Origin of the sequence: Polynucleobacter hirudinilacicola, from assembly GCF_002192535.1 — a bacterium.
In the GTDB taxonomy this organism is placed as follows: Bacteria; Pseudomonadota; Gammaproteobacteria; order Burkholderiales; family Burkholderiaceae; genus Polynucleobacter; species Polynucleobacter hirudinilacicola.
On sequence record NZ_NAIA01000002.1, the window covers coordinates 44,395 to 68,801 of the forward strand.

The following is a 24,407-nucleotide window of genomic DNA, read 5'->3' on the forward strand; positions in this document are numbered from 1 at the left end:
ATTAAAGAATGAACGCTGAGTCCTTATATAAAAAACTACTAGAAAATCTGCAAAGCAGGATGCAATGCGGGCCTTTTGAGCTGGCTGGCTTAGCTATGGGTGGCGCATGGATTGCGGAGCGTCTAGCAAAAGATTTAAATCTGCCCCACTTTGGCGTGATTAATGTTACCTTTCATCGCGATGATTACGCAGAAAAAGGAATGACCGCTTTGAGAACGGCAGATTGCATGCCCACTCAACTACCTTTTGATGTGAACGGAGCAAATATCATTTTGATTGATGATGTCTTGCTCACGGGTAGAACTGTGAGGGCAGCTTTGAATGAGTTATTTGACTTTGGTCGGCCTGCACAGGTGGAGTTAATGGTCTTAGCTGATCGGGGCAAGCGTGAATTACCTATCACTGCAAATTTTGTAGGGGAAGTGATTGAGGTTCCCCATCAACAAATTTTAGTATTAGAAAAAGATGCGGCTGGCAAGTTCAGCTTTCAGCTTGAGGAGCGTGAATAATGAACGCGGTGAATCAATTTAATGCTGCCGGTGAGTTAACCCATCTTCTGACCTTGGAAGGTTTACCGAAAGAGCAAATTCTCCATATTCTGGATACCGCCAAGCAGTTTGTCAGCGTTACTGACCCCTCTAGAGAGGTTCGTAAAGTTCCTTTGCTGCGCGGTAAGAGCGTTTTCAATCTCTTTTTTGAAAATTCCACACGCACCAGAACCACTTTTGAGATTGCTGCTAAGCGCCTATCTGCTGATGTCATCAATTTAGATATTTCCACTTCATCAACCGCAAAAGGCGAAAGTCTTCTCGATACGATTGATAACTTAGTGGCGATGCAGGCAGATATTTTTGTGGTGCGACACAGCGTGTCTAAGGCGCCGATTGAAATTGGGAACCATGTACCACCGCATGTGCACGTGGTAAATGCAGGAGATGGTAGTAACCAACATCCCACCCAAGGTCTCTTGGATATGTATACGATGCGCCACTTTAAGCAGAATTTCAAAGGCTTAAAGGTAGCAATTGTTGGAGACATTGTCCATAGTCGTGTAGCCAAGTCGAATATTCATGCTCTGACTACATTGGGCTGTGAAGAAATTCGCGCTATTGGCCCTGAAAGCTTGCTGCCAAGGGATCTAGATATGTTAGGTGTCAAGATTTATCACAGCATGGAAGAGGGCCTGAAGGATGTCGATGTGGTGATGACATTGCGTATCCAGAAAGAGCGCATGGAAGCTGGGCAGGTACCCGAAGGAGAAGCCTTCTTTAAGCAATATGGTTTAACGCCTGCGCGCCTGGCCCTGGCTAAATCGGATGCGATAGTTATGCATCCAGGGCCAATGAATCGTGGGGTTGAAATTGATTCAGTTGTTGCAGATGGTCCTCAATCTGTTATTTTGAACCAAGTAACTTTTGGGATTGCTGTGCGTATGGCCGTGATGTCAATTGTTGCTGGTAATTAAAAAATTTAACTAGGATTGCTAGTGATTGTTGATATTCCTGCGGTAACCGAAAAAAAGCGTTGGTTGATTTTGTCCCATGCTTTCAATATGGATGGTCGCGCTGCTAGTCTGACTATTACCGATAAGATCCCCTATTTTTTAGAGGCTGGTATTGAGCCAATAGTATTAAGTGCGATTACCGGACTTAAGGATCAGCGTTTCCAGCATTATCAATATATCGCTTGGGGACCCTCTGGTTTTCGTTTTGACTTTCGCCATTGGGTTGCTAATAAGTATGGACGGGGTTGGTTTTATAAGCTGACGACAGGCATGGTTTCTATTTTGCTTGCGCCACTCATTGCGATTGAAAAGCTCTGCTTAGGTTATTCCAGTCAGTGGTCTTGGTCTATCCCGGCATTTATTCACGGTTATATTTTGATCCGTCGTGGCAAAGTTGATGTTATCTACTCCATCGGTAGCGCATGGTCAGCCCATTTAGCTGGAGTATGGTTAAAGAAGGCTACGGGCCTGCCACTGATATCCGAAGTGCATGATCCCTTGGTGATTCGTAAAGATCCCAATGACCAAGGTTTTGAAAAGCCTAAAAACCGAGATGCACGCTTTCGTCACTATCTAGAGGCTCAGCTTTGTAAGTACTCCGATTATGTATGGTGGTTTACTCAGGGTGCTTTGCATTACGCTAAGGTTCGCAATCCCAACTTAAATACTTCCGGTAGTGCCGTTGGATTTGTGGTGATGCCTGGCGCCAATCCTCCGGGAACGATTGATAAGGCAGATACTCATCAATACAGCGAGTATTTAAACCTCTGCCATTTTGGTTCTTTAGCGAATGACCGCTCACTGTCTATTATTTTGAAGGCAGCAAATAGCCTGTTTTCTAAATACCCAGAGGCCAGTAAGCATCTTCGTATTCATGCATATGGCGCACCATTAGATTCATTATCTCAAGCTGCGATTAAGCAATATGGCTACTCAGATATTTTGTTAGCTCATGGAAGGCTAGAGCGTGATCCCGTAACTGGAATGTCTGGTCGTGAACAGGTTGCACAAAAGATGCAGCAGGCCGACGTATTGATTCTCTTGCATGGCAATGATGAGTGGTGTGCCGAGTACATTCCGTCAAAATTCTATGACTACTTATGGTCTGGTCGTCCAATTTGGGGCATTACCCACCGTAACCCACAGCTTGATCAAATGCTTTTAGATCGCAAGTCTTATGTGAGTGCCGACGGTGATGAGCTTGGCATTGCAATGGCGCTAGAGCGGATTTGGTTGGATTGGCAGCAAAAGCAATTAATTAAGCCAGTCTGGAATCCAATTGGCGTGGACCAAGCAGTTAGCAGTATCCTGTCACATATTGCTTCATTGAAGGCCGTATCTTGAAAGACCTCGTTCTTTACTGCAAATCTTATCGCAAAGATTTTTTGCGCTTAAAGCGCTTGCTTAAATCTATCTCGCAGCACAACCTTGATCAAATTCCTTTTTACATTTCTACTCCATCTGCAGATCAAGAGTTATTGATCGAGCTTGTGGGTAGCCAAGGTTACGAATGGATATCCGATGAGTCGATTATTGGCGCCAATACACTGGCGCCTAGCGGTATTGAAAACACAAAATCTGGCGGTCTATCTCAACAAGTTATTAAGTCTGAATTTTGGCGCCTAGGCTTATGTGCCAATTATGTTTGCCTAGATTCGGATTGTATTTTTATAAAAGACTTTCAGCAGTCAGATTTCTTGGCTGCCGATGGGCATCCCTATACGGTGATTTACCAAAATAAAGAATACTTTCAGTTAGCAGTTGATCGTGGCTACACCAAAGCACCTGCCCACCTAAAGGCAGAGGGCAATCGGGTAAAGGCTCTATTTGGGCGTCAGGGACCAAACTACTATTGTCCTTGCCCTCCATTCATCTGGTCAGCTGCCGTATGGAACTCATTAGATGAGAATCACCTGAGGCCACGCGGAAAGACTTTCTGGGATCTATGTACTCCAGAGCATCCTGAAACCTTGCTGTACTTAGAGGCTCTATTAAACTTTAAGGCGATCCCTTTGCATCCGATTGAGCAGCTCTTCCGGATCTATTACTATGACTGGCACTACTATCTCTTGCGAAGAATAGGTGAAACACCTGCTAAGTTGAAAGAGAATTATTTGGGTTTGATTTACCAATCTAGTTGGGACTTGGGCTTGGACTACGGGGGAAGCCAGAAGTCGATCTTTTCAAGGGTATTGAAAAGAGTCAAGCGATTTGCTAGATATCTACAAAGCTTTATCTGATGAAAAATACACCGCTAGTTAGCGTGATCATGCCCGCCTATAATTCGGAGCTATACATTGCGGAAGCTATTCAGAGCATTCTGAACCAGACCTATGAAAATATTGAGTTAATTATCTTTGAGGATGGCTCCTCAGACAAAACAAGACAGGTGATTGAGGGCTTTGCAGATCTACGCATTATTAAAATACTCTCTGATCAGAATTGCGGAGTAGTGCGAGCTCGTAATGAGATGATTGAGAGGGCCGGCGGCAAGTACATTGCCTTAATGGATGCTGATGATATTGCAGACCCCACGCGCCTGGAGAAGCAGATCAATCTTCTTGAGAGCGGGCAGTATGATGTTTGCGGTAGTGCCCAATGGGTATTGGACGAGGGCACGGGCCTAATCAAAAAATCCAAAGACAAGTTTTCGGATCCAGATCTTCGCGCACTTTTATCTGTATATTGTGGTTTATGTAATTCTGCCATGACAGGTAAGGCAGAAATATTTAAACGCTTTAAATATGACACCTCAATTTTGACATCTGAAGATTATTACTTATGGGTGCAAATGGCTGCCGCGGGATTTTGCTTCTTAAATCTTCCTGAGCGTTTAATTACTTATCGTCGCTACCCTGCGCAAACAAGCGCTATTCATTTAGAAAAACTTAAGATTAATACTATTGAAGTGCAAAAAAAGTACTTAGAGCTATTGGGAATCTCTCAAAGCTACTATCCGCGCCATCTTCCCTTTAAGCAAAGGTTGGTGGATGGTCTTGGCTTGTTGCGTGAGCTCAATCGTAGATTTTCCGGAGTATCACTGAAAGCAAATGCTGAGATCTATGCAAGATTTCAGTATCGAAAAAATGGTATCTATACACCATTTACCCGTCTCGAGCGCCTTCTGGTTGCGCTATGGGCAACTTTCCTAGTTACTTAACCTAGGTGTAGCTTGATGTGATTGGCCAGTGCTTGCCGATCAATTTCAGTTTGTGAGCTCGGTAATTCTAGTAATTTGTTGGCGCCTCTATAAGAGTGCCACATCTCAGGCATGAGTTTTACTTGATTACCCAACATACCTGCAAGATGGCTCATACCACTTTTGGATCCTATCAAGAGATCCGCATGGAGCAGGTGATGAAAGGTACCCATGAAATCACCATCAATATACTCATGTATTTCGTGACCAGAATTCTGAAAGTATTCTTTCCATGAAAATGGTACCCCTGCTTCAGAACAGTACCGACCATCTTTACCTTCGCTGTAAATATGAATTGCTACTAAACCTGGCAAATTACTCAAAATAGTATTGAGTACTTCTAAATACCAGGCGTCGGGCAGCATTCTTGAAGATAGGTCAGAGAACTGTCTACCAGGAAGCAAGTCGCCCCTTCTGATATGCAAGGCAATATTCAATTTATTTGGACTAAACAAGAGCGGAATGGGGTAGGACTCTCTTGCTTTGGAGTAAGCATTCAAAAACCAAGCTTTTGTTGAGGCATATTCATAATCCCCTGATAGATTTTGGCTAATCTTGAAGGCAATATTTGAGTCAGGATTATTTTGGATAAACCGATCAATCTCTTGATAGACTTTATCGTCACATTGCTCGTTTGAGGGGATATCAATTTGAAGCCTAGGTAATTCTAGAACTTTTATTTTTCGTTGAGCAATTTTTTTTTCTAAATCCTCTCGACTTGGCAAAAGATTCTTTAAATCAAGCATTAGATTTAAGGCATTGCCGATATTATGAGTTTCGTATGCTTTTTTACCCCTCAGCCTTCTTAGAAATTGCTTCATATTCCATTTAAGAGATCCACTATGAGATTTATTGAGCTGAGATTCGGAGTAGACAAGTTGTAATTGGTTGCGCGATGCAATTTTGATGGCCCGGTTAATTATCCCCATAGAATGGCCAATGCCAGCATCAGGGTTGTCATAATCAATTAAGAATCTAATGGCCATCACTTAAGTCTTTGAGGATTTTATTGATAATAGTTGAGACATAGGTAGAGGTATCAAACTTCATCGCTTGTGGGCTGAGAAGAAATTGATGAATGTTATCTTGGTACTTTTTGTATTCGTTAGCATCAATGCTAAGTAAATAGCGATGAACTTCCTCAGTATTTTTAAAGTTCCTTCTATCAATGAAACAGGCACTTGGTACATGGTTGCAGATCGTATTTGAACCCCAATAGATAGGTATGCAGCCTCCAAAAAAACAATCAAAGATTTTCTCGCTTATGTAGTCGGGAAGATTGGCAACATTTTCGTAGCAATAAGCAAACTTTGTTTTTCGATAGATTACCTCTTTATCTGCTATCTCTCCTGCATAGCTTGGAAATGGCTTATACCCAAAAGCTTGTGTTGCCAGACGTTTTAGGCGCCTCTGAATCCTGGTAGCCTGCGTGAAGGCTGGACTAGGTTTTCCCCATCCAAGCCCATAAAGCGAAAAATGATCTCGAGCATTTTTTTCATACCAGCGAATAACTTCTATGCGCTCTTTATATAAATCATTCGTCAGGCCCGGCGGGAATGATTTATTTGCATTAATAATGCAAGAAAAGATTGGTCTATCGTCAAAAGATGGTGATTCTGGATTACGAATTTGATTGGGTATAAAAATATGATTTACATTAGGAAGTTGTGAGAAATTTGTATTCCAAGTAAAAATTCCATTAAATGTCTTAAGGTAGTCCTGATTCTGATTGAGCGGGCAGATGAGGGGATTTTCGGTTGCGATCAAATACTTTGGACCAGAAATATTATTATCTAGGGAAATGATTTGACCATCATGAAAAATACTAAATACAATATCAAAACCTTCATTGACATCAGGGTTGTTTAATTCAATTCCCCGTTTTAAAAATTCTGCCTTTAATAATCTATTGGTCCAAGTCGGATTGTAGGTGTGATGTCTATCAACCTCCTCAAACGAGGCGTTTTTTACTCTATCTGATTGATAGTAATTTGCATATAACATAGTTTATTGTCGTAACAGGAATCTTGAAGTGCGATTTTAATACTTATTATCGCAATTAGATCGTTGATAAATCTCCTATGCCGAATGGTAGGCATTGAGTATGATGCCAGACTCCATTAGCAGGGGCTCTAGGAATGTCAAATCATATTTAGGCCACGCATGTATGCCAAACGGCAATTTGCCATTGCAGATCGTTAGACATTTTTTGGGGCTCTGCTCCCAAGAAAAATAAATGGCTTGTTCGGGTGGCGCAATCCTAAGATGGGGTGCTACCTTGGGGGCTACATAACTCCAAAAAATATCACAATGGTCTTTATAAAGATGGTGGGCACCGGCGAGTCTTCCGGAAGACCCCATAGATTTTATTGCCCTACTAAAAGCACCCTTTTGGCCTCTAAGGCCTCTAAGGAGGTCACGAATAATCATACTTGTGCTAAACCAGCGAGGATTATCTGTAAAAAGTGTATTGGCAGTTTTAGTTTTAATCAGTGAGAGTCCAAAATTGCCGGTACCTTTTAATTGAAGATCTTCTGTTGCATCAGAGGTAAACCAAGGTGCGCCAATGTAATCAAAGTCTTGCTCACACCAATAATGCAGATCATTTTTTAAAACAATTGCGTCAGGCTCATGAATTAAGATATGTGAATATGAATTAAGTGCATCAAAGATGAACGGGGAAATCATTAACTTATTGTAGGCCGAGATGCTTGACATCGAATTTGGTGGCGCTGTTAACGTCTGTAGCGTGGGGAAGATTGCCTCATATATTTTGGTCGACATACCCTGTGGATGTAAAAGATAAGTTGGGTAGTCACCTAAAATTTTTTGACATTGAATTAAAGATAGTTTCTCGTGTGGCGATGGTTCCTGCTTATGCATTGGAATTAAAATCACAGGATTTATTTTAGGATTTATTTTTTTCATTAAGGAGAGAGTAAGTTTTAGTATAATCATTCTATAGGCAATAACCGAGGCATACATGATTTTAGTTACTGGTGGCGCTGGATTTATCGGGGCTAACTTTATATTGGATTGGCTGGGTAATCCAAGCGCTGAGGGTATTGTTAATTTAGATAAGTTAACCTATGCAGGTAATTTAGCCACCCTAGACTCTCTGAAAAATGATTCCCGTCATATTTTTGTCCATGGTGATATTGGCGATAAAGAGTTAATTGCTAAATTACTAAAAGAGCATCAACCCCGCGCCATCATCAATTTTGCTGCCGAAAGTCATGTGGACCGCTCTATTCATGGGCCAGCTGAGTTTATGCAAACCAATATTGTCGGTACATTCAATTTATTGGAGTGTGCTTGTAAATATTGGAATAGTCTTGAAGGCGACATAAAAGAAACATTTCGCTTTCATCATGTCTCAACTGATGAAGTTTATGGCTCTCTATCTGCAAGTGATCCCGCATTTACTGAGGCCAATTCATACGAGCCTAATAGCCCATACTCTGCCTCTAAGGCAGCCTCTGATCATCTGGTCCGCGCTTGGTTTCATACCTATCACTTTCCAGTAGTAACAACTAATTGTTCCAATAATTACGGCCCTTATCACTTTCCTGAGAAATTAATTCCCTTGGTGATTCTGAACGCCTTGAGTAGTAAGCCCTTACCTATTTATGGCGATGGTCAGCAGATTCGCGATTGGCTCTATGTGGGCGATCATTGCTCTGCGATTCGCGAGGTCTTGGCCAAAGGAAAATTGGGCGAGACCTATAACATCGGTGGCTGGAATGAAAAGACGAATTTGGATGTTGTGAAAACGATTTGCCGCATTTTGGATGAACTCAAGCCTCGCGCCGATGGAAAGTCTTATAAGGAGCAAATTACTTTTGTAAAAGATCGTCCTGGGCATGATCGCCGTTATGCGATTGATGCGGGCAAAGTAGAGCGTGAGCTTGGTTGGCGTCCTGCTGAAACATTTGATACTGGTATTCGTAAGACGGTGCAATGGTATCTAGATAATCCGGTTTGGATCGAGGGCGTAGTCAGTGGCTCCTATCGCGACTGGTTGCAAAAGCAGTACAACTAGACTTTACTAAAGCGCACATGAATATCCTCGCATTTGGTAAGGATGGACAACTGGGAAAGGCGTTTCAAAACCTTTTTCAGAAAGTGCCTCTAGCTTCAGAGAACAACATTCAATATATTGGCCGCAATCAATGTGACTTAAGTCATGCCATAGCCTTAAACAATCTTCTGAATACGTCCAAGCCAGATCTCATTATTAATGCTGCTGCCTATACGGCTGTGGATAAAGCAGAGACTGAGTATGAGTTAGCATTTGCAATCAACGCTAAGGCACCTGAGATAATGGCGCAATATGCCACAAAGCATGGCAGCACTCTGCTGCACTACTCAACAGATTATGTATTTGATGGCAGCAAAGATGGTCCCTATATTGAGGATGATCATCGCAAACCAATCAATATGTATGGCAAGAGTAAGGCTGCGGGTGAAGAGGCTATCGTAAATGTCTTTACTAATTGCTCTGCTGGTCAATACGCCATCTTTCGAACGAGCTGGGTATATGGTGATGGTGCCAACTTTATTCGGACCATATTACGTCTAGCCAAAGAGCGGGAAGAGCTGAAAGTGATTTGTGATCAATATGGCGTGCCAACGAATGCTGGCTGGCTAGCCCAAGTGAGCTTAGATTTAGTTTTGGATTTACAAGACAATCTCAGAAAATTCACCTCAGGGATTTATCATGCGGTTCCATCTGGTAAAACGAGCTGGCATGAGCTAGCCGCTCTAGTTGTGCAGACAGCACGCGATGCCAATATTGCTCTGAAGCTAAAACCGCATGACATTCAGTCGATTTTAGCCGCGCAATACCCGGTAGTCGCTCCTGGGTCGGCTAATTCATGCCTAGATAACTCTAAATTACGCTTGGCCCTAGAAGAGAGTGGTGATATGTCAAAATTACAGCATTGGAACAAGGCTTGGGAAAAAGAAGTTCAGTCTTATGTTGCTGGACTTTCAAGAGATGGACTTATTTAGGGGTTGAATGTATGGCGGTAAATCGTAAGGGCATTATTTTGGCTGGCGGCTCAGGCACACGTTTATATCCGGTTACCCAAGCCGTTTCTAAGCAGCTGATGCCGGTCTACGACAAGCCCATGATCTATTACCCATTGAGTACTTTGATGCTCGCTGGCATTCGCGATATTTTGCTCATTTCTACGCCTCATGACACGCCTCGTTTTTCTGAATTGCTAGGTGATGGGTCGCAATGGGGTCTAAATATTGAATACTGTGTGCAGCCTTCTCCGGATGGTTTGGCACAAGCATTTACCTTAGGTAAGCGCTTTGTTGGGAACAATCCGAGTGCTTTAGTGCTTGGCGATAATATTTTTTATGGTAATGATTTACTTGACCAACTAAATAGTGCAAACGACAGAAGTTCTGGCGCAACAGTATTTGCCTACCACGTGAATGATCCCGAGCGTTATGGTGTTGTGGAGTTTGATAAAAATTACAGAGTACTTTCGATTGAAGAGAAGCCTAAAAAGCCTAGAAGTAATTACGCAGTAACTGGCTTGTATTTTTATGATAATCAAGTGTGTGATATCGCAGCCTCTATAAAGCCAAGCGCTCGTGGTGAACTCGAAATTACTGATGTCAACCGGGCTTACTTGGATAAGAATGAACTCAGTGTAGAAATTATGGGGCGTGGTTTTGCTTGGCTAGATACCGGCACACATGATTCTTTATTGGATGCTGCTGGATTTATCGCTACACTACAAAAGCGCCAAGGCTTGATGGTGGCTTGTCCTGAGGAGATTGCTTATCGTCAGGGCTGGATTAGTGCTGAAGCAGTACAAAAAGTTGCCGCTCAATTAAGTAAGAATAGTTATGGTCAGTACTTGAAGAAAATTCTGAATGAGCTCAACAGTTCTGCCCAGCCAATATTCTTATCTACAAAGAGGATAATTAAATGAGTGTGCCCGCTAAGCTGCAGGCAACCCCTACGGTAATTCATGATGCATTGGTGATTGAGCCCAAAGTATTTGGTGATGAACGTGGTTGGTTTACAGAATCTTTTAATGCTGCCGATTTTGCAACTGTCACGGGTTTAAATGTAGAGTTTGTACAAGACAATCACTCATTCTCTTATCAATGGACTTTGCGTGGCTTACATTATCAGTTAGAGAAAATTCAGGGTAAGTTGGTGAGAGTAGTAGCAGGAAGTGTTTTTGATGTGGTCGTCGATATTCGTAAAGATTCACCTACGTATGGCAAGTGGGTAGGACTTGAGCTGAGCGCTGAAAATCATCGGCAAATATGGATTCCGCCAAAATTGGCTCATGGCTTTTTAGTACTTTCAGACACCGCTGAGTTTTTATATAAAACAACCAATTACTATCATCCGCAAAGTGAAGCCTGTCTTGCTTGGAATGATCCAAACGTAGCGATAGAGTGGCCCTTGCCAGTTGGTATTGCGCCTAATATGAATGCCAAAGATTTGGCCGGCCTCTCTTGGGAAAAAGCGCCAAAGTTTTAATGGCTATTCAGAGTTCATCCCCGAAAATATTATTGGTAAAGCTATCCTCGCTTGGGGATATTCTGCACAATTTACCGCTGGTTTGGGATTTGCGTGCTCGTTTACCAAATGCGCAAATTGATTGGGTGGTGGAAGAGGGTTATGTGCATCTTCTAGAGCCTCTATTGAGTAGAGAGGGTTTTAAAGGCATTGATCACATCATTCCTTTTGGTTTGCGCCGTTGGAAAAAAAAGATATTTAGCCTTAACTCCTGGAAAGAGTTGTTTTCTTTTAAGAAGAGGCTTCAAGAATCTTCATACGACATTGTGATTGAAACTCAGGGCTTACTAAAATCTGCCTTATTGTGCTTTCTTGCTAAGAAAAATTCTGATACTGTCATTGCAGGCTTAGCAAATGCTACCCAGTACTCCGGCTACGAGCCGCCCGCTAGATTCTTTTATAACCAGTGTGTTCGGGTTCCCATTGATTGCCATGCGGTTGATCGCTCTCGTCGAGTGATGTGCGCTGCATTAGATTGGTCTCTAGTTGAGCGCTCTACTGCCCCTCAGTTTTACCCTCAACAGTTTATTCAGAACTTATCTGAAAAGACTCTTCTAGAATTACAAAAGCCCTATGTGCTTTGCTTTCATTCAACCGCCAGAGAAGCGAAGCGCTGGGCCAATGAGAGCTGGGTTGCTTTAGGAAAAGAGCTTGCTCAGCGGGGATATCAGCCAGTTTTTCCGTGGGGTAGCCCATCTGAAAAATTGATTAGCTTTGAGCTAGCCAGTCAAATTCCTGGGGCAATAGTTCCCGCTGCATTTTCAATCGAAGAAGCATTCTCTGTAATTGCAGGTGCCGCACTTACTGTGGGTGTCGATACTGGCTTGACTCATCTGGCGGCGGTCTTAGGAAAGCCTACGGTAGAGATTTATTGCGATTCACCTCAGTGGAAGACCGAGGGCTATTGGTCAGAAAATATCCGCAATCTGGGGGACATTCAAGCGCCGCCTAGCGTAGCAGAGGTGATCAACGCCTCCTTCGAGTTATTAGCGTAGTAGGCTATTAATCGAAATCAGATCTTCATCCGTTAATGCAGCAGCATGTGCTTTTAGCTTAATTGCATTGAGAATAGTGTTGTAACGTGCTTGCTGAAGCTGTGATCTAGTGGTGATGAGAGTATCTAGTGCAATCAAAACATCAATATTGATTAAGGTGCCAACCTGAAATCCGAGTTTGCTAGATTCAAGAGCAGAACTCGATGAACGCTCAGCGGCTTCAAAAGCTTTAACACTAGCTAGGCCGCCATAAAAGCCTGTAAATGCAGCGCGCGTATTTTGAGCTGCTGTACGCCGGGCATTATCATAGTTTGCTTTTGCTTGATCTACTAGTGCAGCATTTTGACGAATGACTGAAGTGCTAAATCCACCTGATACCAGTGGAATAGTCATTTGCAAAGCGATAGTATTGTTGTAAACATTCGTATTAGTTGGTGTGTAGCTATTCGGCGTTCCATTGGAAGTGTTATAGCCACTTGTACCAACAAAGTTTACTGAGGGGTAATTTAGTCCCTGCGCTGCTCGATAAGTGCTCTCAGCTAAGCTGACAGTGAGCTGCCCAGCTAGCACGCTAAAGTTTGCGGCTTCTGCTTGATTAATCCAATCATCTAAAGTTTGCCCCGGTGGTAATTGCGGATTCACTGATTCGGCAATCGGAATGCCTTTAGCATCTTTATTTTTAGAACGAGGATCCTTCAGTACGCCATCAATTTTGGCTTCCTTCACCAAAGGCTTAAGAGGGCCTACGGGGTGCCCCACTAATTGCTCCAATACTCCGCGCTTCACGATCAAATCGGCTTGTGCAGCAATTTCTTGTGAGTTTGCAAGATCTAGTGCGGCTTGTGCTGTGTTGACATCAACAATAGTCGCCAGTCCTGCATCAAACTTGGCTTGGGCAATATCAAGCTGCTGTTTAATCAAGCCTTTTTTATTGCGATATAGCTCAACATTGTCTTGACTGGTGAGCGCGTCAAAATAGGCCTGAGAAACCCGAATGATTAAATCTTGCTGCGCTAAATAGAAGCGCATGTCTGCAATTTTGGTATTGAGATCACCTTGCTTGAAAGCCTCAAGAGCGCTCACGTTAAATACTGGTTGCGTTAAGGTGACGGTATAGCTCTTCTGATCAAATACGCGCGAGTTACCCGGTAAATTCGATACTGCCGTGTTGCTGGCTCCATGTTGGAAGTAGCGGGTGCCAGTTGGAGTAGCATTTGCTTGGGGAAGTAGCAGAGAAAGACCCTGCCAATAGAGCTCTTTGCTAGCCTGATAGTTAAAGCGTGCAGCATTTAATACTGGATCACTAAAAGCTGCCTCTTGATATAGCTGAATTAAGTCAGCCAACTGTCCTTTTGCATCGCCCGCTTTATTCCCTGTCAAGTTTGAGGGTGCTGAGGTGTTTGGAAGTGCCGCCTTTGTTGGAGGCATTACAAACTGAGGCGGTTGCTCTAAACCAATCAGTGAGGAGGCGCTCATAGGAGTTGGTAGCGCAGGCCTTGCCGCTTCGTTTGCGCTTTGGGCAAAAACGCTTGTAGGGCAAGAAACCAAGCCGAACGCCTGGCTCAGGATTAAACCAATTGTGGTTATCTGAGGGCGTTTAAAGCGGGCTTTGGTCATCTAATTCGGATACTGTTCAATATGCCATGCAGTTTAAGGCTAATTTATCAGGAATGCCTGTTTAGGGGCTATTTTGCCAAATACTCGGGGATTTATAGGGATGCCTATAAAATTTGCTGATGGATCTATATTTGTTACTCAAGGCAGTCATTCTGGGGGTAGTAGAGGGCTTAACAGAATTTTTGCCGATCTCTAGTACTGGCCACCTGATTTTGGTTGGCGACTTATTAAATTTCAATGATGAACGTGGCAAGGCCTTTGAAGTCATTATTCAGTTTGGCGCGATTTTGGCGGTCTGCTGGGAGTTTCGGGAAAAGCTTTTGAAGGTTGCCCTATCCTTTACCAGTAGCTCAAATTCTCGCCGCTTTGTTTTCAATCTTCTGATTGCTTCAATTCCTGCAATGGGCTTGGCATTCTTATTTGGAAAATATATTAAGGCTGTTCTTTTTTCCCCTATGCCGGTAGCGAGCGCCTTCATTGTTGGCGCTCTCATTATTTTTTGGGCAGAGCGTCGTCAAGAAAGAGCGAGCCTGGCAAAGAGTCATATTCATTCTGTGGATGATCTTTCGCCATTCGATGCATTTAAGGTTGGATTAGCGCAGTGCGCTGCATTAATTCCTGGAACTTCACGTTCAGGTGCAACCATTATTGGTGGAATGTTATTTGGTTTGCCACGTACGGTAGCCACCGAATTCTCTTTCTTCTTGGCTATCCCTGTTATTGGCGGTGCAACCGCTTACGAGTTATTTAAGCTTTGGAAAAATCCCGTGGCGATCTCTGGTGAATTTAGCTTAGCAATTGTCATTGGTTTTATAGCCGCATTCATCTCTGCATTTATATGCGTGCGCTGGTTAATTCATTATGTTGCTCACCATAATTTCATTCCATTTGCGTGGTACCGCATTGCCTTTGGACTTTTGGTCTTGTTTACTGCATACACCGGCTTGATTGCTTGGTCATATTAACAATAAAAATAATATCCAGAATACGGAGCTAAAGATGGACTCATCAATTGACGCAATTACCAATAATATTCAGTTAGCACTAGCCCCAGTCTTTTTGCTAACTGCAGTAGCTACCTTAGTAAATTCAATTTCAACACGGCTTGCTCGGTCTGTTGATCGCATGCGAGCCATAAAACAGGCAATTCATCGGGGCGATGTCAAGAATGAAGAAATCATTCAATATATGCACAAGGAGGCGAATGAAGCTAAGACCCGTGGCCGCTTATGCACGGCAGCTATTTTCTTCGTTGTTCTAAGTGGGGTCTTTATTTCCCTGACTGTGCTGGAACTCTTTTTCTTTCAGGCTGGCGCAGTCCACTCTCTACAAACAACGTATGTTATCTGGACCTTTGTATTGGGTCTGATATCCTTTATGACATCCTTATCGATTGTGCTCGCCGAAGTGGTTTATGCATACCGCTCGGCTGGCTGGAATTCTCCTAAACACTATTAATTTCAATACCAACTCTTCATCTAAAAAGATTTACTATGAACAAAATCCTCATCACTGGTGGCGCTGGTTTCTTAGGCTCTCACTTAACCGAGAAACTCTTAAAAGAGGGTAATGATGTTTTGGTGGTAGATAACTACTTCACTGGTACAAAAGAGAACTTAGCGCACTTATTGCCCAATCCAAAATTAGAGCTCATGCGTCATGATGTGACTTTCCCGCTCTATGTAGAGACTAATCAAATCTATAACTTGGCTTGCCCAGCATCACCAGTGCACTACCAATACGATCCTGTACAAACTACCAAGACCAGTGTGCATGGCGCAATTAATATGCTTGGTCTTGCTAAAAGAACGAGAGCCCGCATCTTGCAGGCCTCTACGAGCGAAGTGTATGGTGATCCAGAAGTGCACCCTCAGCCAGAGAGTTATTGGGGTAAGGTAAATCCCATTGGCATTCGCTCTTGCTATGACGAAGGTAAGCGCTGTGCTGAAACCCTTTTTTTTGATTACAACCGTCAGCATAATTTAGATATTAAAGTGGTTCGCATCTTTAATACCTATGGTCCTCGTATGCACCCTAATGATGGCCGTGTAGTGAGCAACTTTATTGTGCAGGCTTTGCAGGGTAAAGACATCACCATCTATGGCGATGGCCAGCAGACCCGCAGCTTTTGCTATGTCGATGACTTAATTGATGCCATGGTCAAAATGATGAACTCGGAGCAAGGTTTTACAGGACCAGTCAATATTGGCAATCCTGGTGAGTTCACCATGTTGCAGCTAGCCCAAACAGTGCTCAAGCTCTCTGGTAGCAAATCCAAAATTATTCATCAACCCTTGCCATCAGACGATCCAAAGCAGCGTCAACCGAATATCGAGCTAGCCAAGGCAAAGTTAGGTTGGCAGCCTAAGGTCAACCTAGAGGATGGCCTGAAAGAGACGATTGCGTACTTTAGGAAAGTCGTAGCTTAAGTTGACGCAATCAGAATCACAAAAATCAGAGAAACGTTTTGAGCACATTCGCTCATTTGTCCTTAGGGCTGGGCGAACAACCGGAGGGCAGCAGCGCGCTCTAGATGAGCTGGGCCCTCAATACCTGATCCCCTTTCAGGAGCAAGCCTTAGATTTAGTCTCAGCATTTCAAGGATCTACCAATCCCAAGATTTTGGAAATTGGATTTGGAATGGGTGAGACGACCGCCAAGATTGCAGCTCTTCGTAGTCAAGATGACTTTCTGGCAATTGAGGTTCATATACCAGGTGTAGGCGCACTCCTCAAGCTCATTGGTGAGAATAATCTCACTAATGTGCGTCTCATGCGTCACGATGCAGTTGAGGTCTTGGAAAAAATGATTGCACCAAACTCTTTGGATGGCATTCATATCTATTTTGCAGACCCTTGGCATAAGAAGCGCCATCACAAGCGTCGCCTGATTCAAGAACCATTCGTGAATTTATTAATTTCGAAATTAAAACCAGGCGCATATCTTCATCTGGCAACCGATTGGCATAACTATGCCGAGCAGATGCTACTGGTCTTGAATGCCCAGGCTGCCTTACAAAATACTTCGACTAATAGAGTCAAGGTAGAAACATTTTCCAGTGAAGACACTGCCAAGCCAGGTGAAACTGCAAATGAATTTAAGCCGTCTCTTGATCAACTGGGTTCAGAGCATCCGGGTTATGTGGAAAGACCGTCTTATCGCCCAATTACCAAGTTTGAAACCCGTGGCATCAAACTAGGCCATGGTGTTTGGGATTTGGTTTACCAAAAAAAGTAAGCCCCGGCAGCTAAATCACGCTACGCGTTTTAACTTGCTTGGATCTCAGCGCTACGTAATGTTTGGGCAAGTAGATCAAGCACACCGTTCACATACTTGTGGCCATCAGTACCGCCAAAAGTTTTGGCAAGCTCTACCGCTTCATTGATCGCAACTTTGTAGGGTACGGAAAGATCTGCGGCCAGTTCATAAGTACCAATTAAGAGTGCAGCATGCTCTACCGGGGAAAGTTCGTTAATTGGACGATCCAGTGCAGGAGTAATGAGCGCTTCTAATTCATCTGCGCGATCTAAGACGCCCTCAAAAATACCTTGAAATAAATCGAGCTGGCAGCGACGAAACGCTGGATCTTCAGCCAATTGTTTGGCAATCGCTGCGCTGTTAGGCAAGCTACCTGCGCGACGTACCACAAGACTTTGATAGACACCTTGCAAAGCATATTCCCGGGCGCGACGACGCGGAGTGAGTGAGCGCTTGGGAGCTACGGACTTAACTTCTTTTGTTGATGCTGGGCTTGAAGAGGTAAGACTGGATTTAGACATGAGAATAATTACTCTTCTTCGCTGGGGTTGATTTCGATATCAATATCGGGGGTGAGTGCTAAAGCCAGGTTAGCCATCTCTACTACTGCTCTAGCGCAATCAGCGCCTTTAACTTGCACGCGCACTTGCGCTTGCTCATCGGTATCGCAGGTCAACACGCCATTGGCGATTGGTAGACCTGAGTCAATCGAGATGCGAGTAATGCCTGCGGCAGATTCATTTGAGACAAGCTCAAAGTGATAGGTTTCACCACGGATCACAGCACCCAAAGCTACTAAGCCATCAAACTCACCAGTCTCAACCAGTTTTTGGAGTGCAAATGGAATCTCCAGTGCACCGGGTACGGTAACCAGCTTGATGTCAGCTTGTGCAACGCCTAAAGCAATGAGTTCTTCAATGCAGGCATTGGTGAGGGCTACACAATGCTCTTCATTAAAGCGTGCTTGCACAATGCCAATGCGAAGGTCTTGACCATTCAGGTCCGCTTCGAGTACGCCTACAAAGTCATTGTGAGAGCTAGTCATAATATTTTTCTAAATAAGTTACTGAAGAGTTTACGTGGTAGCTGGTTTATAAGGCTGGTAGCCTGTTACTTCTAGCTTGTAGCCAGACAAGCTTGGTACTGGGTTTGGATTGGCAAGCAAGCGCATTTTGCCAACACCAATGTCTTTGAGGATCTGAGCGCCGATGCCATAGCTTCTGAAATCCGTTTTACGTGACAAAGGTTTTTTCACTGCGTCTTTAGGTTGATTGAGTTTTTGAAACTGCGCCAACCAATCCTGATCATTCGGGGCTGCGATGCCTGCGGCATTGAGAAGTACTGCAACACCCGCTGGAGCGGCAGCAATTTGTTGCAGTGCTTGCACGAGTGGCCAGGAGTGATTGCTGACCTGCGAGTCTAAGAAATCTAATACTGTTACGGGTTCGTGAACTCGCACTAATGTCTCTTGAGTCTCAGATGGCTTGCCATGCACTAAGGCAATATGTACGCATGAGCTTGGAGTGTCGCGATAGATAATGCCCTCGAACTTGCCCCAGGGAGTAATAAATTCACGGGCACCTTCACGCACCACAATACTTTCGTGTTGGCTGCGGTACTTAATCAAATCAGCGATGCTGCCAATCTTGAGCTGATGCTCTTTAGCAAACTCAAGAAGGTCTGGCAGACGAGCCATGCTGCCATCATCTTTCATGATTTCGCAAATCACGGAAGTTGGTGAGCAGCCAGCCATTGCGGCAAGATCACAACCGGCTTCTGTATGACCAGAGCGAATAAGTACACCACCTGGTTGAGCCATCAAAGGAAAGATATGGCCAGGTTGTACTAAATCACTAGGCTTGGCGTTGGGAGCTACAGCAGTTTTAATCGTTAAAGCACGGTCTGCAGCAGAAATGCCAGTGGTCACTCCAGTGGCAGCTTCAATAGAGACTGTGAAATTAGTGCCCATCGAGGTACCGTTATCACGCACCATGAGTGGCAGGTTTAATTGCTGGCAACGCTCGCGGGTGAGGGTGAGGCAAATCAGGCCGCGGCCATGCTTAGCCATGAAATTGACTGCTTCAGCTGTTACGTGATCGGCTGCCAGAACAAGATCGCCCTCATTTTCACGATCTTCTTCGTCAACGAGAACGACCATCTTGCCGGCGCGCAGGTCGGCAATGATTTCTTCTGTAGAGGCGAGAGTATTTGGCATAGCCCTCTATTTTAAGCTGAGCAGGCAATTGCTGTGATGTCCTACAGGAATATGCCTGCTTTCGGACAGTAAGAGCTTTGGCAGTGCCTTTTAAGAGCCCATAGGGTCCCTGAAAATGGCTTAATGCGCCAGCCATACCAAGTTACCCATAAATACGCGTCAGATCATCAAATCGACAATTCTCAAGGCTTTGTTTTATTGGAGGTCATTGTGGCCATGAGTCTGATTTTGGGTTCGTGGATGGCTTTGCTTGGCTCTTATCAAAACTTAGCCTTACGCACTGCCCAAGTAGAAAGTAAAAGAGCTCAACTCAGAAGAGAGTTTGATGCTTTTGAAGTGAGTGAGCAACTCAGGCTAAGGGTCATCACAAACACCGAAGGCCAAATCCATGAATCTTCTCGAATGTCTCGTCGCCATCGCGCTCAGCATGCTGCTGCTCAACCCACTTCTCAAAACAAGCGCTGATTTAGTGGCCAAACAAATCGAATATGAAAAAAGACAATTACTCACCTCGGAAGCTGAGCGTGCATTTGAACTCATTGGGCGCGCCATCAGAATGGCTGGGTATCGCAAAATCGATTCTACCCAGCTACGCAAACAAAAAGATCAATGGATTTTAGTTCAGAAAAAATCCGGGTTTCGAGGATCTGATTCGGTCATGATTCAGCATGAGATCTCCGATGAAATCGATTTTGATTGCATCGGTAATACGCTCACGAAAGAGCGCACAAAACAAGGCATAGCACGCCAAGCATTTTTGGTCGATAGACAGGCTGGAATTCCAAAAGGTATGAAAGTGAATGGTGGATCCTTAATTTGCCAATCATTGGATCGGCAAGGCCGCTTGCAAAGTACTACCCTAATGAATGGTGTGAATTATTTAGTAATCGAAGAGATTGTGTCCTCAGAAAAATCACCTACACAAAAACTCTATCAGGTGAGTCTCCAAATGACCGATGGGGCCTTATTAAACCTAGACCTAATACGTACCTTTAGCACTAGAAATCTGCCATGATTTTGGCTTGGGTACTCTCATTATTGCTTCTCTGCGCCTCTTTGATAGTTCATCTGGAGCGCTTGACTGCATTGCGCATCATTGAAGTCAAAACAATTGCACTCGCACAGAAAAATTTTATAGCTGCAGAAAAAGCGCTACTAGATTGTGAGCAAAACCCCAGTACGCTTTCAGCATTAACCGAAAATAATTGTTTTATTCAGCCAATCTCGAAAAATATTTGGTTAATTACGAGTAAACAAAAACCAACGATACAGGTTCATATTCTTCTGGATGAAAAGTCTGGTACTACGAAACGATTGAATTGGCGACAGTCATTTGATGAATAATGATCATCAATCCTATGGTGGCAGCTTGCTCGAGTTAATGGTAGTGATCTTGATTGTGGCCATGATTGCTATGAGTACCATGCCAATTTTACAAAATCAAATTGCTGCCCGAGAAATCGATTCAGTTGCAAGGCGATTTATTGTGCACGCCCATTTTGCGAGACAGCAAGCTTTGTATCTAGGCGAACAAGTGTTGTTAGCGCCAGCAACTCAAAGTGGTTGGGATGATGGCTGGCTTATCCAAAGTGGCTGTATTGCTAAAAGAGTGCAATCAAGCTGTACCCCTCAGCATTGGTTTTCTCAGGGCGCAATAGATCCGATTTATTTCAAGGGTGGCGGCAAACAGTTTGTAGATCCCCATTCTCAAAAAAGAGGTATTTTGTTTAATGCTGCTGGGGCTGCTAAAACTGGCCAAGGCGGGTTTGTGGCTAACCGCCTGATCTTGGGTCACTACAGGGCTCCCAGTCTTGAGCGCCAGCTGATTTTGGGCAGCGGGGGCCGCTGGAGAATCTGTGACCCCGCTAGAGATGCAAGGCGATGTCAGTGATTGGATTGAATGGTTTAATAGATACATGTACAGCGCAGTTGACCACCAGTTTATGGGCGAGGCTTTGGCCGAGGCTCAAAAAGCACTTTATTTATCCAACCCAAATCCTCGGGTAGGTTGTGTCATTGTCAAAGATGGCGAAATCATTGGTCGTGGTTTTACCCAAAAAGTGGGCGCAGCCCATGCAGAGGTGCAAGCATTGGCCGATGCGCAATCTAAAGGCAAAGATCCTGCAGGCTCCACTATATATGTGACGCTCGAGCCTTGTAATCACACTGGTAAAACACCGCCCTGTGTTGATGCCTTAATTGCCGTCAAGCCTGCCAAAGTGATTGCTGCGATGAGTGATCCAAACCCTTTGGTAGCTGGTAAGGGATTAGAAAGATTAAAAGCGGCTGGCATTGAAGTGCATTGTGGTCTATTAGAAGCGCAAGCCCAGGAACTGAATCGCGGATTTGTTTCACGGATGACAAGAGGTCTTCCTTGGGTGCGTCTAAAAATCGCGGCTAGCCTCGATGGTAAGACTGCATTACCCAATGGCAAGAGTCAGTGGATTACTGGCCCGTTAGCAAGAGCAGATGGTCATCACTGGCGGGCACAAGCTTGCGCACTCATTACTGGTGTTGGCACTGTCAAAGAAGATGACCCTTCATTAAACGTGAGAGATGTCGTCACTCAGCGTCAACCGATGAGAATCATCATTGACTCTAAATTAGAGACGCCCTCGAACTCCAACATTCTCAATCAACTTGATCAATCGGGCGTTCTAATTGTGTGTGCTGAATTAGAATCGCCTGGTAATCGTGAGAAGGCCAAAGCTTTTACGGAGCGTGGTATTGAAGTGATTGCTATGCCTAATGCATTTGGTAAGGTAGATTTACCAAAACTCTTCTCGTATTTAGCCCAAGAGAGGCAGATGAATGAGATTCATATTGAAGCTGGCTTCAAGCTCAATGGATCAATGCTTCGCGAAGACTGTGTTGATGAGCTGTTGCTTTACTACGCACCATTTTTTATGGGTGAGGGTATTGGTATGGCAAGTGTACCAACCTTGCCCACATTAGATGCGCCCAAGAACTGGAAAGTCATTGATCAGTCCTTGTTTGGTCCTGATTTAAGACTGCGTCTCATTAAAAACTGATTTATCACTTTATTAAGAACTAAAATCATCCCATGTTTACTGGAATTATTACTGCCGTTGGTCACATTACAAGCGCTCAAGCTAAGGGCGATGGTTTGCAATTAGCAGTTGAGGTGCCAGAGGGCTATTTAGAGGATGTTGCCTTAGGCGATAGTATTGCTATTCAAGGTGCTTGCATGACTGCAACGCAATTTAAAGGTAATACGTTTACTTTAGATATCTCTCGCGAGTCACTCAATAAAACAGTTGGCTTAGATAAAGTAGGCCCTGTGAATCTTGAGAAGGCAATGCGTTTGAATGATCGTCTTGGCGGTCACTTGGTTAGTGGGCACGTAGATGGTGTGGGTAAAGTGGCGTATTTTTCACAAGTAGCTAATGATGCCTATGGCTCTTGGCTGTTACGCATTGAGGCGCCAAAAGAATTAGCTCCGTTCTTAGCTTATAAGGGATCGATTGTAGTGAATGGTGTTTCATTGACGGTCAATAAGACAGAAGACAGTTCAAACGCTTGTATTGTGGACATCAATTTGATTCCGCACACCTTACAAAGTACCACCTTGGGTAAGTTACAGCAGGGTGATGCTGTGAATCTTGAGATTGATCTTATTGCGCGTTATGTGGCGCGCATGCTAAATATAAATTAGTGTTACTTTCGACTAGCAGCTTTTTTATAAACTGCTTCTTGATTTCTTTTGCCTACTGCAATCACCATAACCACAAGCTTGTGGTCAATTACCTCATACACTAGTCTGTAACCAACACTTCTCAATTTGATTTTGTAAAAGTTGTCTAGATCTCCATGGAGCTTGGCTGATGCCACTCTTGGATTAGAGAGCCGTTTTTCTAGCTGCTTTTTGAATTGATCTTTTACAGACTGATCTAACTTTTGCCATTCCTTTAAGGCAAGTACATGAAACTCAAGATTAAAGATCGTCAAGCTTAACCTTTACCGTTTTTCCGCCTTTGCGGGATTGAATAGTTTTAATTAGTGAAACGTCATCAATTAATTCTAGTAGAGCCTCGTAGGCCTTAGCTGATAGAAGATAGGCTTCAGGTTTATTGTGGTTTAAAACCGCAACTGGTAGGTCCCCAGCTATCTGCATGATTTTGCTAGGATTTCTCCTTAAGTCTGTCATGCTAACAGTAGTTTTGGCGTGTATTGTTTGTGTAATAGTCATAATAAATTGCCCATAATTTAGTGCATTATTATGTACTTTTTAAAACAAGTCAACCATGACAAAATCAGGCCTCTAGGGCCTATGGATTTAGCGCTTTAGTTTTTTTGGATTATTTATTCTTACGGTAGCGAGTTGGATCGCTTACATTGGCTTGTTTAAAGCCCGCCTGTCTTAGACGACAAGATTCACATTCACCACAAGCTTCACCTAAATCATTCGCTTGATAGCAAGAAACTGTTTGTGAGTAATCCACACCCATAGTGCTACCAAGCTCAATGATTTGTGCTTTCGTCAGATCGATAATGGGCGCATGCACTCTGAAGCGATTCTGATCATTGATGGCTTCTACGCCGGCTTTAGTGGCTAAGTTAGCCATGTGCTCAAAAGAGGCGACATACTCAGGGCGGCAATCGGGATAGCCGGAGTAATCTACGGCATTAGCTCCGTAGAAGACATCTAGGCCTCCTAATGACTCAGCCCAGCCTAAAGCTAGCGATAAAAGAATCGTATTGCGTGCTGGCACATAAGTAATCGGAATCTCTTGATCTTTTCCTGGGGTAGTTGGAACAGCAATAGAGGAATCTGTTAATGCAGAGCCGCCAAAACGCGTGAGATCAAGATTGACTACTTCATGGCGAATGACACCAATTTGTTTTGCAATATGTTTAGCTGCAGCTAATTCAGAAGAGTGGCGCTGGCCATAACCCACTGAAAGTGCATAGGGTGAGTAGCCTAGGTCTTTGGCCAAAGCAAGAACGGTTGTGGAGTCTAGACCACCCGAAAATAAGATAACTGCAGGGGCGCCAGGCTTGCGTGGTGCTAGATTCTGAAATGCTGCCGACAACTTAGACAT

General features: G+C 43.9%; 30 protein-coding genes. 20 read left to right on the forward strand and 10 right to left on the reverse strand.

Features of this window, described 5'->3' with window-relative positions; all coding sequences use genetic code 11:
• Positions 1-8: 8 nt before the first annotated feature.
• Genes pyrR through B6A14_RS02855 form a run of 5 tightly spaced genes read left to right on the forward strand, consistent with a single transcriptional unit; the run spans position 9 to position 4,664 of the window.
• The gene (pyrR, locus tag B6A14_RS02835; protein WP_087908951.1) at positions 9-509 is read left to right on the forward strand and encodes a bifunctional pyr operon transcriptional regulator/uracil phosphoribosyltransferase PyrR; all 501 of its coding nucleotides are present in this window, start codon (positions 9-11) and stop codon (positions 507-509) included.
• Positions 509-1,465, forward strand: a complete 957-nt coding sequence (locus B6A14_RS02840) for an aspartate carbamoyltransferase catalytic subunit (RefSeq protein ID WP_087908952.1) — start codon at positions 509-511, stop codon at positions 1,463-1,465. The genes pyrR and B6A14_RS02840 overlap by 1 nt, the downstream gene beginning before the upstream one ends.
• A gap of 21 nt (positions 1,466-1,486) precedes the next feature.
• The gene (locus B6A14_RS02845) at positions 1,487-2,848 is read left to right on the forward strand and encodes a glycosyltransferase family protein (protein WP_236635638.1); all 1,362 of its coding nucleotides are present in this window, start codon (positions 1,487-1,489) and stop codon (positions 2,846-2,848) included.
• Positions 2,845-3,744, forward strand: coding sequence for a DUF6492 family protein (locus B6A14_RS02850; RefSeq protein WP_087908953.1), 900 nt, complete (start codon positions 2,845-2,847; stop codon positions 3,742-3,744). Before B6A14_RS02845 ends, B6A14_RS02850 begins: the two co-directional genes overlap by 4 nt.
• A 29-nt stretch (positions 3,745-3,773) precedes the next feature.
• On the forward strand, positions 3,774-4,664 hold the full coding sequence (locus tag B6A14_RS02855) for a glycosyltransferase family 2 protein (RefSeq protein ID WP_161491101.1): 891 nt from the start codon (positions 3,774-3,776) through the stop codon (positions 4,662-4,664).
• Here B6A14_RS02855 and B6A14_RS02860 read toward each other — a convergent pair.
• The 3 genes from B6A14_RS02860 to B6A14_RS02870 all read right to left on the reverse strand — a co-directional run bounded on the left by B6A14_RS02860 (position 4,661) and on the right by B6A14_RS02870 (position 7,688).
• Positions 4,661-5,524 carry a hypothetical protein gene (locus B6A14_RS02860; protein WP_145954949.1) on the reverse strand — a complete coding sequence of 288 codons (864 nt, stop codon included), beginning with the start codon at positions 5,522-5,524 and terminating at the stop codon, positions 4,661-4,663. The genes B6A14_RS02855 and B6A14_RS02860 overlap by 4 nt on opposite strands.
• Positions 5,525-5,678: 154 nt before the next feature.
• Positions 5,679-6,707 carry a glycosyltransferase family 10 domain-containing protein gene (locus tag B6A14_RS02865; RefSeq protein WP_087908956.1) on the reverse strand — a complete coding sequence of 343 codons (1,029 nt, stop codon included), beginning with the start codon at positions 6,705-6,707 and terminating at the stop codon, positions 5,679-5,681.
• A 75-nt stretch (positions 6,708-6,782) separates the two neighbouring features.
• Entirely contained in the window at positions 6,783-7,688 is a 906-nt protein-coding gene (locus B6A14_RS02870; protein ID WP_087908957.1) for a DUF5672 family protein, read from the reverse strand.
• On the opposite strand from B6A14_RS02870, the gene rfbB reads away from it, so the two are divergent.
• The 5 genes from rfbB to waaC are packed head-to-tail and all read left to right on the forward strand — an operon-like array spanning position 7,687 to position 12,254.
• A complete protein-coding gene (gene rfbB, locus B6A14_RS02875; RefSeq protein ID WP_087908958.1) occupies positions 7,687-8,745 on the forward strand; it encodes a dTDP-glucose 4,6-dehydratase in 1,059 nt (352 codons plus the stop codon). The two genes, B6A14_RS02870 and rfbB, sit on opposite strands and share 2 nt — an antisense overlap.
• 17 nt (positions 8,746-8,762) lie before the next feature.
• Entirely contained in the window at positions 8,763-9,716 is a 954-nt protein-coding gene (gene rfbD / locus B6A14_RS02880) for a dTDP-4-dehydrorhamnose reductase (RefSeq protein ID WP_087908959.1), read from the forward strand.
• 11 nt (positions 9,717-9,727) lie between these two features.
• Positions 9,728-10,657 carry a glucose-1-phosphate thymidylyltransferase RfbA gene (gene rfbA, locus B6A14_RS02885; protein WP_087908960.1) on the forward strand — a complete coding sequence of 310 codons (930 nt, stop codon included), beginning with the start codon at positions 9,728-9,730 and terminating at the stop codon, positions 10,655-10,657.
• Positions 10,654-11,220, forward strand: coding sequence for a dTDP-4-dehydrorhamnose 3,5-epimerase (rfbC, locus tag B6A14_RS02890; protein WP_201721460.1), 567 nt, complete (start codon positions 10,654-10,656; stop codon positions 11,218-11,220). Before rfbA ends, rfbC begins: the two co-directional genes overlap by 4 nt.
• Positions 11,221-11,252: 32 nt before the next feature.
• The gene (gene waaC / locus B6A14_RS02895; protein ID WP_236635639.1) at positions 11,253-12,254 is read left to right on the forward strand and encodes a lipopolysaccharide heptosyltransferase I; all 1,002 of its coding nucleotides are present in this window, start codon (positions 11,253-11,255) and stop codon (positions 12,252-12,254) included.
• Here the strand turns inward: waaC and B6A14_RS02900 are convergent.
• Positions 12,246-13,871, reverse strand: coding sequence for a TolC family protein (locus tag B6A14_RS02900; RefSeq protein ID WP_087908962.1), 1,626 nt, complete (start codon positions 13,869-13,871; stop codon positions 12,246-12,248). The genes waaC and B6A14_RS02900 overlap by 9 nt on opposite strands.
• 119 nt (positions 13,872-13,990) lie before the next feature.
• Here B6A14_RS02900 and B6A14_RS02905 point away from each other — a divergent pair, with 119 nt between their 5' ends.
• Genes B6A14_RS02905 through trmB form a run of 4 tightly spaced genes read left to right on the forward strand, consistent with a single transcriptional unit; the run spans position 13,991 to position 17,108 of the window.
• Positions 13,991-14,836: an undecaprenyl-diphosphate phosphatase gene (locus B6A14_RS02905; RefSeq protein ID WP_087908963.1), complete on the forward strand. Its 846-nt coding sequence runs from the start codon at positions 13,991-13,993 to the stop codon at positions 14,834-14,836.
• Positions 14,837-14,870: 34 nt separating this feature from the next.
• Complete coding sequence (locus B6A14_RS02910; RefSeq protein WP_087908964.1) at positions 14,871-15,329, forward strand: DUF2721 domain-containing protein; 459 nt, start codon at positions 14,871-14,873, stop codon at positions 15,327-15,329.
• A gap of 35 nt (positions 15,330-15,364) precedes the next feature.
• Positions 15,365-16,300 (forward strand): UDP-glucuronic acid decarboxylase family protein, encoded by a 936-nt coding sequence (locus B6A14_RS02915; protein ID WP_087908965.1) that lies wholly within the window; start codon positions 15,365-15,367, stop codon positions 16,298-16,300.
• Position 16,301: 1 nt separating this feature from the next.
• Positions 16,302-17,108 (forward strand): tRNA (guanosine(46)-N7)-methyltransferase TrmB, encoded by an 807-nt coding sequence (trmB, locus tag B6A14_RS02920; RefSeq protein ID WP_087908966.1) that lies wholly within the window; start codon positions 16,302-16,304, stop codon positions 17,106-17,108.
• 29 nt (positions 17,109-17,137) lie between these two features.
• Here trmB and nusB read toward each other — a convergent pair whose 3' ends face one another.
• From nusB to ribBA, 3 genes are read right to left on the reverse strand one after another with little or no spacing between them, the layout of a single operon-like run.
• Positions 17,138-17,650, reverse strand: a complete 513-nt coding sequence (nusB, locus tag B6A14_RS02925; protein ID WP_087908967.1) for a transcription antitermination factor NusB — start codon at positions 17,648-17,650, stop codon at positions 17,138-17,140.
• Between the two features lie 8 nt (positions 17,651-17,658).
• Complete coding sequence (gene ribH, locus B6A14_RS02930; protein ID WP_087908968.1) at positions 17,659-18,174, reverse strand: 6,7-dimethyl-8-ribityllumazine synthase; 516 nt, start codon at positions 18,172-18,174, stop codon at positions 17,659-17,661.
• Between the two features lie 30 nt (positions 18,175-18,204).
• Positions 18,205-19,344, reverse strand: a complete 1,140-nt coding sequence (ribBA, locus tag B6A14_RS02935) for a bifunctional 3,4-dihydroxy-2-butanone-4-phosphate synthase/GTP cyclohydrolase II (protein ID WP_087908969.1) — start codon at positions 19,342-19,344, stop codon at positions 18,205-18,207.
• 123 nt (positions 19,345-19,467) lie between these two features.
• On the opposite strand from ribBA, the gene B6A14_RS10190 reads away from it, so the two are divergent.
• From B6A14_RS10190 to B6A14_RS02960, 6 genes are read left to right on the forward strand one after another with little or no spacing between them, the layout of a single operon-like run.
• Positions 19,468-19,809, forward strand: a complete 342-nt coding sequence (locus tag B6A14_RS10190; RefSeq protein WP_129560402.1) for a type IV pilus modification PilV family protein — start codon at positions 19,468-19,470, stop codon at positions 19,807-19,809.
• Positions 19,772-20,359, forward strand: a complete 588-nt coding sequence (locus tag B6A14_RS02940; protein WP_201721461.1) for a hypothetical protein — start codon at positions 19,772-19,774, stop codon at positions 20,357-20,359. Before B6A14_RS10190 ends, B6A14_RS02940 begins: the two co-directional genes overlap by 38 nt.
• Positions 20,356-20,688, forward strand: coding sequence for a hypothetical protein (locus tag B6A14_RS02945; protein ID WP_087908971.1), 333 nt, complete (start codon positions 20,356-20,358; stop codon positions 20,686-20,688). Before B6A14_RS02940 ends, B6A14_RS02945 begins: the two co-directional genes overlap by 4 nt.
• Positions 20,681-21,235: a pilus assembly FimT family protein gene (locus tag B6A14_RS02950; protein WP_236635640.1), complete on the forward strand. Its 555-nt coding sequence runs from the start codon at positions 20,681-20,683 to the stop codon at positions 21,233-21,235. Before B6A14_RS02945 ends, B6A14_RS02950 begins: the two co-directional genes overlap by 8 nt.
• A 25-nt stretch (positions 21,236-21,260) precedes the next feature.
• The gene (ribD, locus tag B6A14_RS02955; RefSeq protein ID WP_087909196.1) at positions 21,261-22,376 is read left to right on the forward strand and encodes a bifunctional diaminohydroxyphosphoribosylaminopyrimidine deaminase/5-amino-6-(5-phosphoribosylamino)uracil reductase RibD; all 1,116 of its coding nucleotides are present in this window, start codon (positions 21,261-21,263) and stop codon (positions 22,374-22,376) included.
• Positions 22,377-22,408: 32 nt separating this feature from the next.
• The gene (locus B6A14_RS02960) at positions 22,409-23,020 is read left to right on the forward strand and encodes a riboflavin synthase (RefSeq protein ID WP_087908972.1); all 612 of its coding nucleotides are present in this window, start codon (positions 22,409-22,411) and stop codon (positions 23,018-23,020) included.
• A gap of 2 nt (positions 23,021-23,022) precedes the next feature.
• On the opposite strand, the gene B6A14_RS02965 is transcribed toward B6A14_RS02960, so the two are convergent.
• From B6A14_RS02965 to queC, 3 genes are all read right to left on the reverse strand, one after another.
• The gene (locus B6A14_RS02965; protein WP_087908973.1) at positions 23,023-23,313 is read right to left on the reverse strand and encodes a type II toxin-antitoxin system RelE family toxin; all 291 of its coding nucleotides are present in this window, start codon (positions 23,311-23,313) and stop codon (positions 23,023-23,025) included.
• A complete protein-coding gene (locus B6A14_RS02970; protein ID WP_087908974.1) occupies positions 23,300-23,554 on the reverse strand; it encodes a type II toxin-antitoxin system prevent-host-death family antitoxin in 255 nt (84 codons plus the stop codon). Before B6A14_RS02970 ends, B6A14_RS02965 begins: the two co-directional genes overlap by 14 nt.
• A 109-nt stretch (positions 23,555-23,663) precedes the next feature.
• Positions 23,664-24,407 carry a 7-cyano-7-deazaguanine synthase QueC gene (gene queC, locus B6A14_RS02975; protein ID WP_087908975.1) on the reverse strand — a complete coding sequence of 248 codons (744 nt, stop codon included), beginning with the start codon at positions 24,405-24,407 and terminating at the stop codon, positions 23,664-23,666.

What these genes read in the sequence shown, in the direction of transcription:
- B6A14_RS02940 (WP_201721461.1), top strand. Translation starts at nt 19,772, where the DNA reads ATGCTGCTGCTCAACCCACTTCTCAAAACAAGCGCTGATTTAGTGGCC.
- B6A14_RS02900 (WP_087908962.1), bottom strand. Translation starts at nt 13,871, where the DNA reads ATGACCAAAGCCCGCTTTAAACGCCCTCAGATAACCACAATTGGTTTA.
- B6A14_RS02860 (WP_145954949.1), bottom strand. Translation starts at nt 5,524, where the DNA reads ATGAAGCAATTTCTAAGAAGGCTGAGGGGTAAAAAAGCATACGAAACT.
- B6A14_RS02905 (WP_087908963.1), top strand. Translation starts at nt 13,991, where the DNA reads ATGGATCTATATTTGTTACTCAAGGCAGTCATTCTGGGGGTAGTAGAG.
- queC (WP_087908975.1), bottom strand. Translation starts at nt 24,407, where the DNA reads ATGTCTAAGTTGTCGGCAGCATTTCAGAATCTAGCACCACGCAAGCCT.
- ribD (WP_087909196.1), top strand. Translation starts at nt 21,261, where the DNA reads ATGTACAGCGCAGTTGACCACCAGTTTATGGGCGAGGCTTTGGCCGAG.
- rfbD (WP_087908959.1), top strand. Translation starts at nt 8,763, where the DNA reads ATGAATATCCTCGCATTTGGTAAGGATGGACAACTGGGAAAGGCGTTT.
- pyrR (WP_087908951.1), top strand. Translation starts at nt 9, where the DNA reads ATGAACGCTGAGTCCTTATATAAAAAACTACTAGAAAATCTGCAAAGC.
- rfbC (WP_201721460.1), top strand. Translation starts at nt 10,654, where the DNA reads ATGAGTGTGCCCGCTAAGCTGCAGGCAACCCCTACGGTAATTCATGAT.
- nusB (WP_087908967.1), bottom strand. Translation starts at nt 17,650, where the DNA reads ATGTCTAAATCCAGTCTTACCTCTTCAAGCCCAGCATCAACAAAAGAA.
- B6A14_RS02945 (WP_087908971.1), top strand. Translation starts at nt 20,356, where the DNA reads ATGATTTTGGCTTGGGTACTCTCATTATTGCTTCTCTGCGCCTCTTTG.
- ribH (WP_087908968.1), bottom strand. Translation starts at nt 18,174, where the DNA reads ATGACTAGCTCTCACAATGACTTTGTAGGCGTACTCGAAGCGGACCTG.
- B6A14_RS02855 (WP_161491101.1), top strand. Translation starts at nt 3,774, where the DNA reads ATGCCCGCCTATAATTCGGAGCTATACATTGCGGAAGCTATTCAGAGC.
- B6A14_RS02915 (WP_087908965.1), top strand. Translation starts at nt 15,365, where the DNA reads ATGAACAAAATCCTCATCACTGGTGGCGCTGGTTTCTTAGGCTCTCAC.
- rfbA (WP_087908960.1), top strand. Translation starts at nt 9,728, where the DNA reads ATGGCGGTAAATCGTAAGGGCATTATTTTGGCTGGCGGCTCAGGCACA.
- ribBA (WP_087908969.1), bottom strand. Translation starts at nt 19,344, where the DNA reads ATGCCAAATACTCTCGCCTCTACAGAAGAAATCATTGCCGACCTGCGC.
- B6A14_RS02910 (WP_087908964.1), top strand. Translation starts at nt 14,871, where the DNA reads ATGGACTCATCAATTGACGCAATTACCAATAATATTCAGTTAGCACTA.
- B6A14_RS02865 (WP_087908956.1), bottom strand. Translation starts at nt 6,707, where the DNA reads ATGTTATATGCAAATTACTATCAATCAGATAGAGTAAAAAACGCCTCG.
- rfbB (WP_087908958.1), top strand. Translation starts at nt 7,687, where the DNA reads ATGATTTTAGTTACTGGTGGCGCTGGATTTATCGGGGCTAACTTTATA.
- B6A14_RS02970 (WP_087908974.1), bottom strand. Translation starts at nt 23,554, where the DNA reads ATGACTATTACACAAACAATACACGCCAAAACTACTGTTAGCATGACA.
- B6A14_RS02960 (WP_087908972.1), top strand. Translation starts at nt 22,409, where the DNA reads ATGTTTACTGGAATTATTACTGCCGTTGGTCACATTACAAGCGCTCAA.
- B6A14_RS02870 (WP_087908957.1), bottom strand. Translation starts at nt 7,688, where the DNA reads ATGTATGCCTCGGTTATTGCCTATAGAATGATTATACTAAAACTTACT.
- B6A14_RS02950 (WP_236635640.1), top strand. Translation starts at nt 20,681, where the DNA reads ATGAATAATGATCATCAATCCTATGGTGGCAGCTTGCTCGAGTTAATG.
- B6A14_RS10190 (WP_129560402.1), top strand. Translation starts at nt 19,468, where the DNA reads ATGCGCCAGCCATACCAAGTTACCCATAAATACGCGTCAGATCATCAA.
- B6A14_RS02840 (WP_087908952.1), top strand. Translation starts at nt 509, where the DNA reads ATGAACGCGGTGAATCAATTTAATGCTGCCGGTGAGTTAACCCATCTT.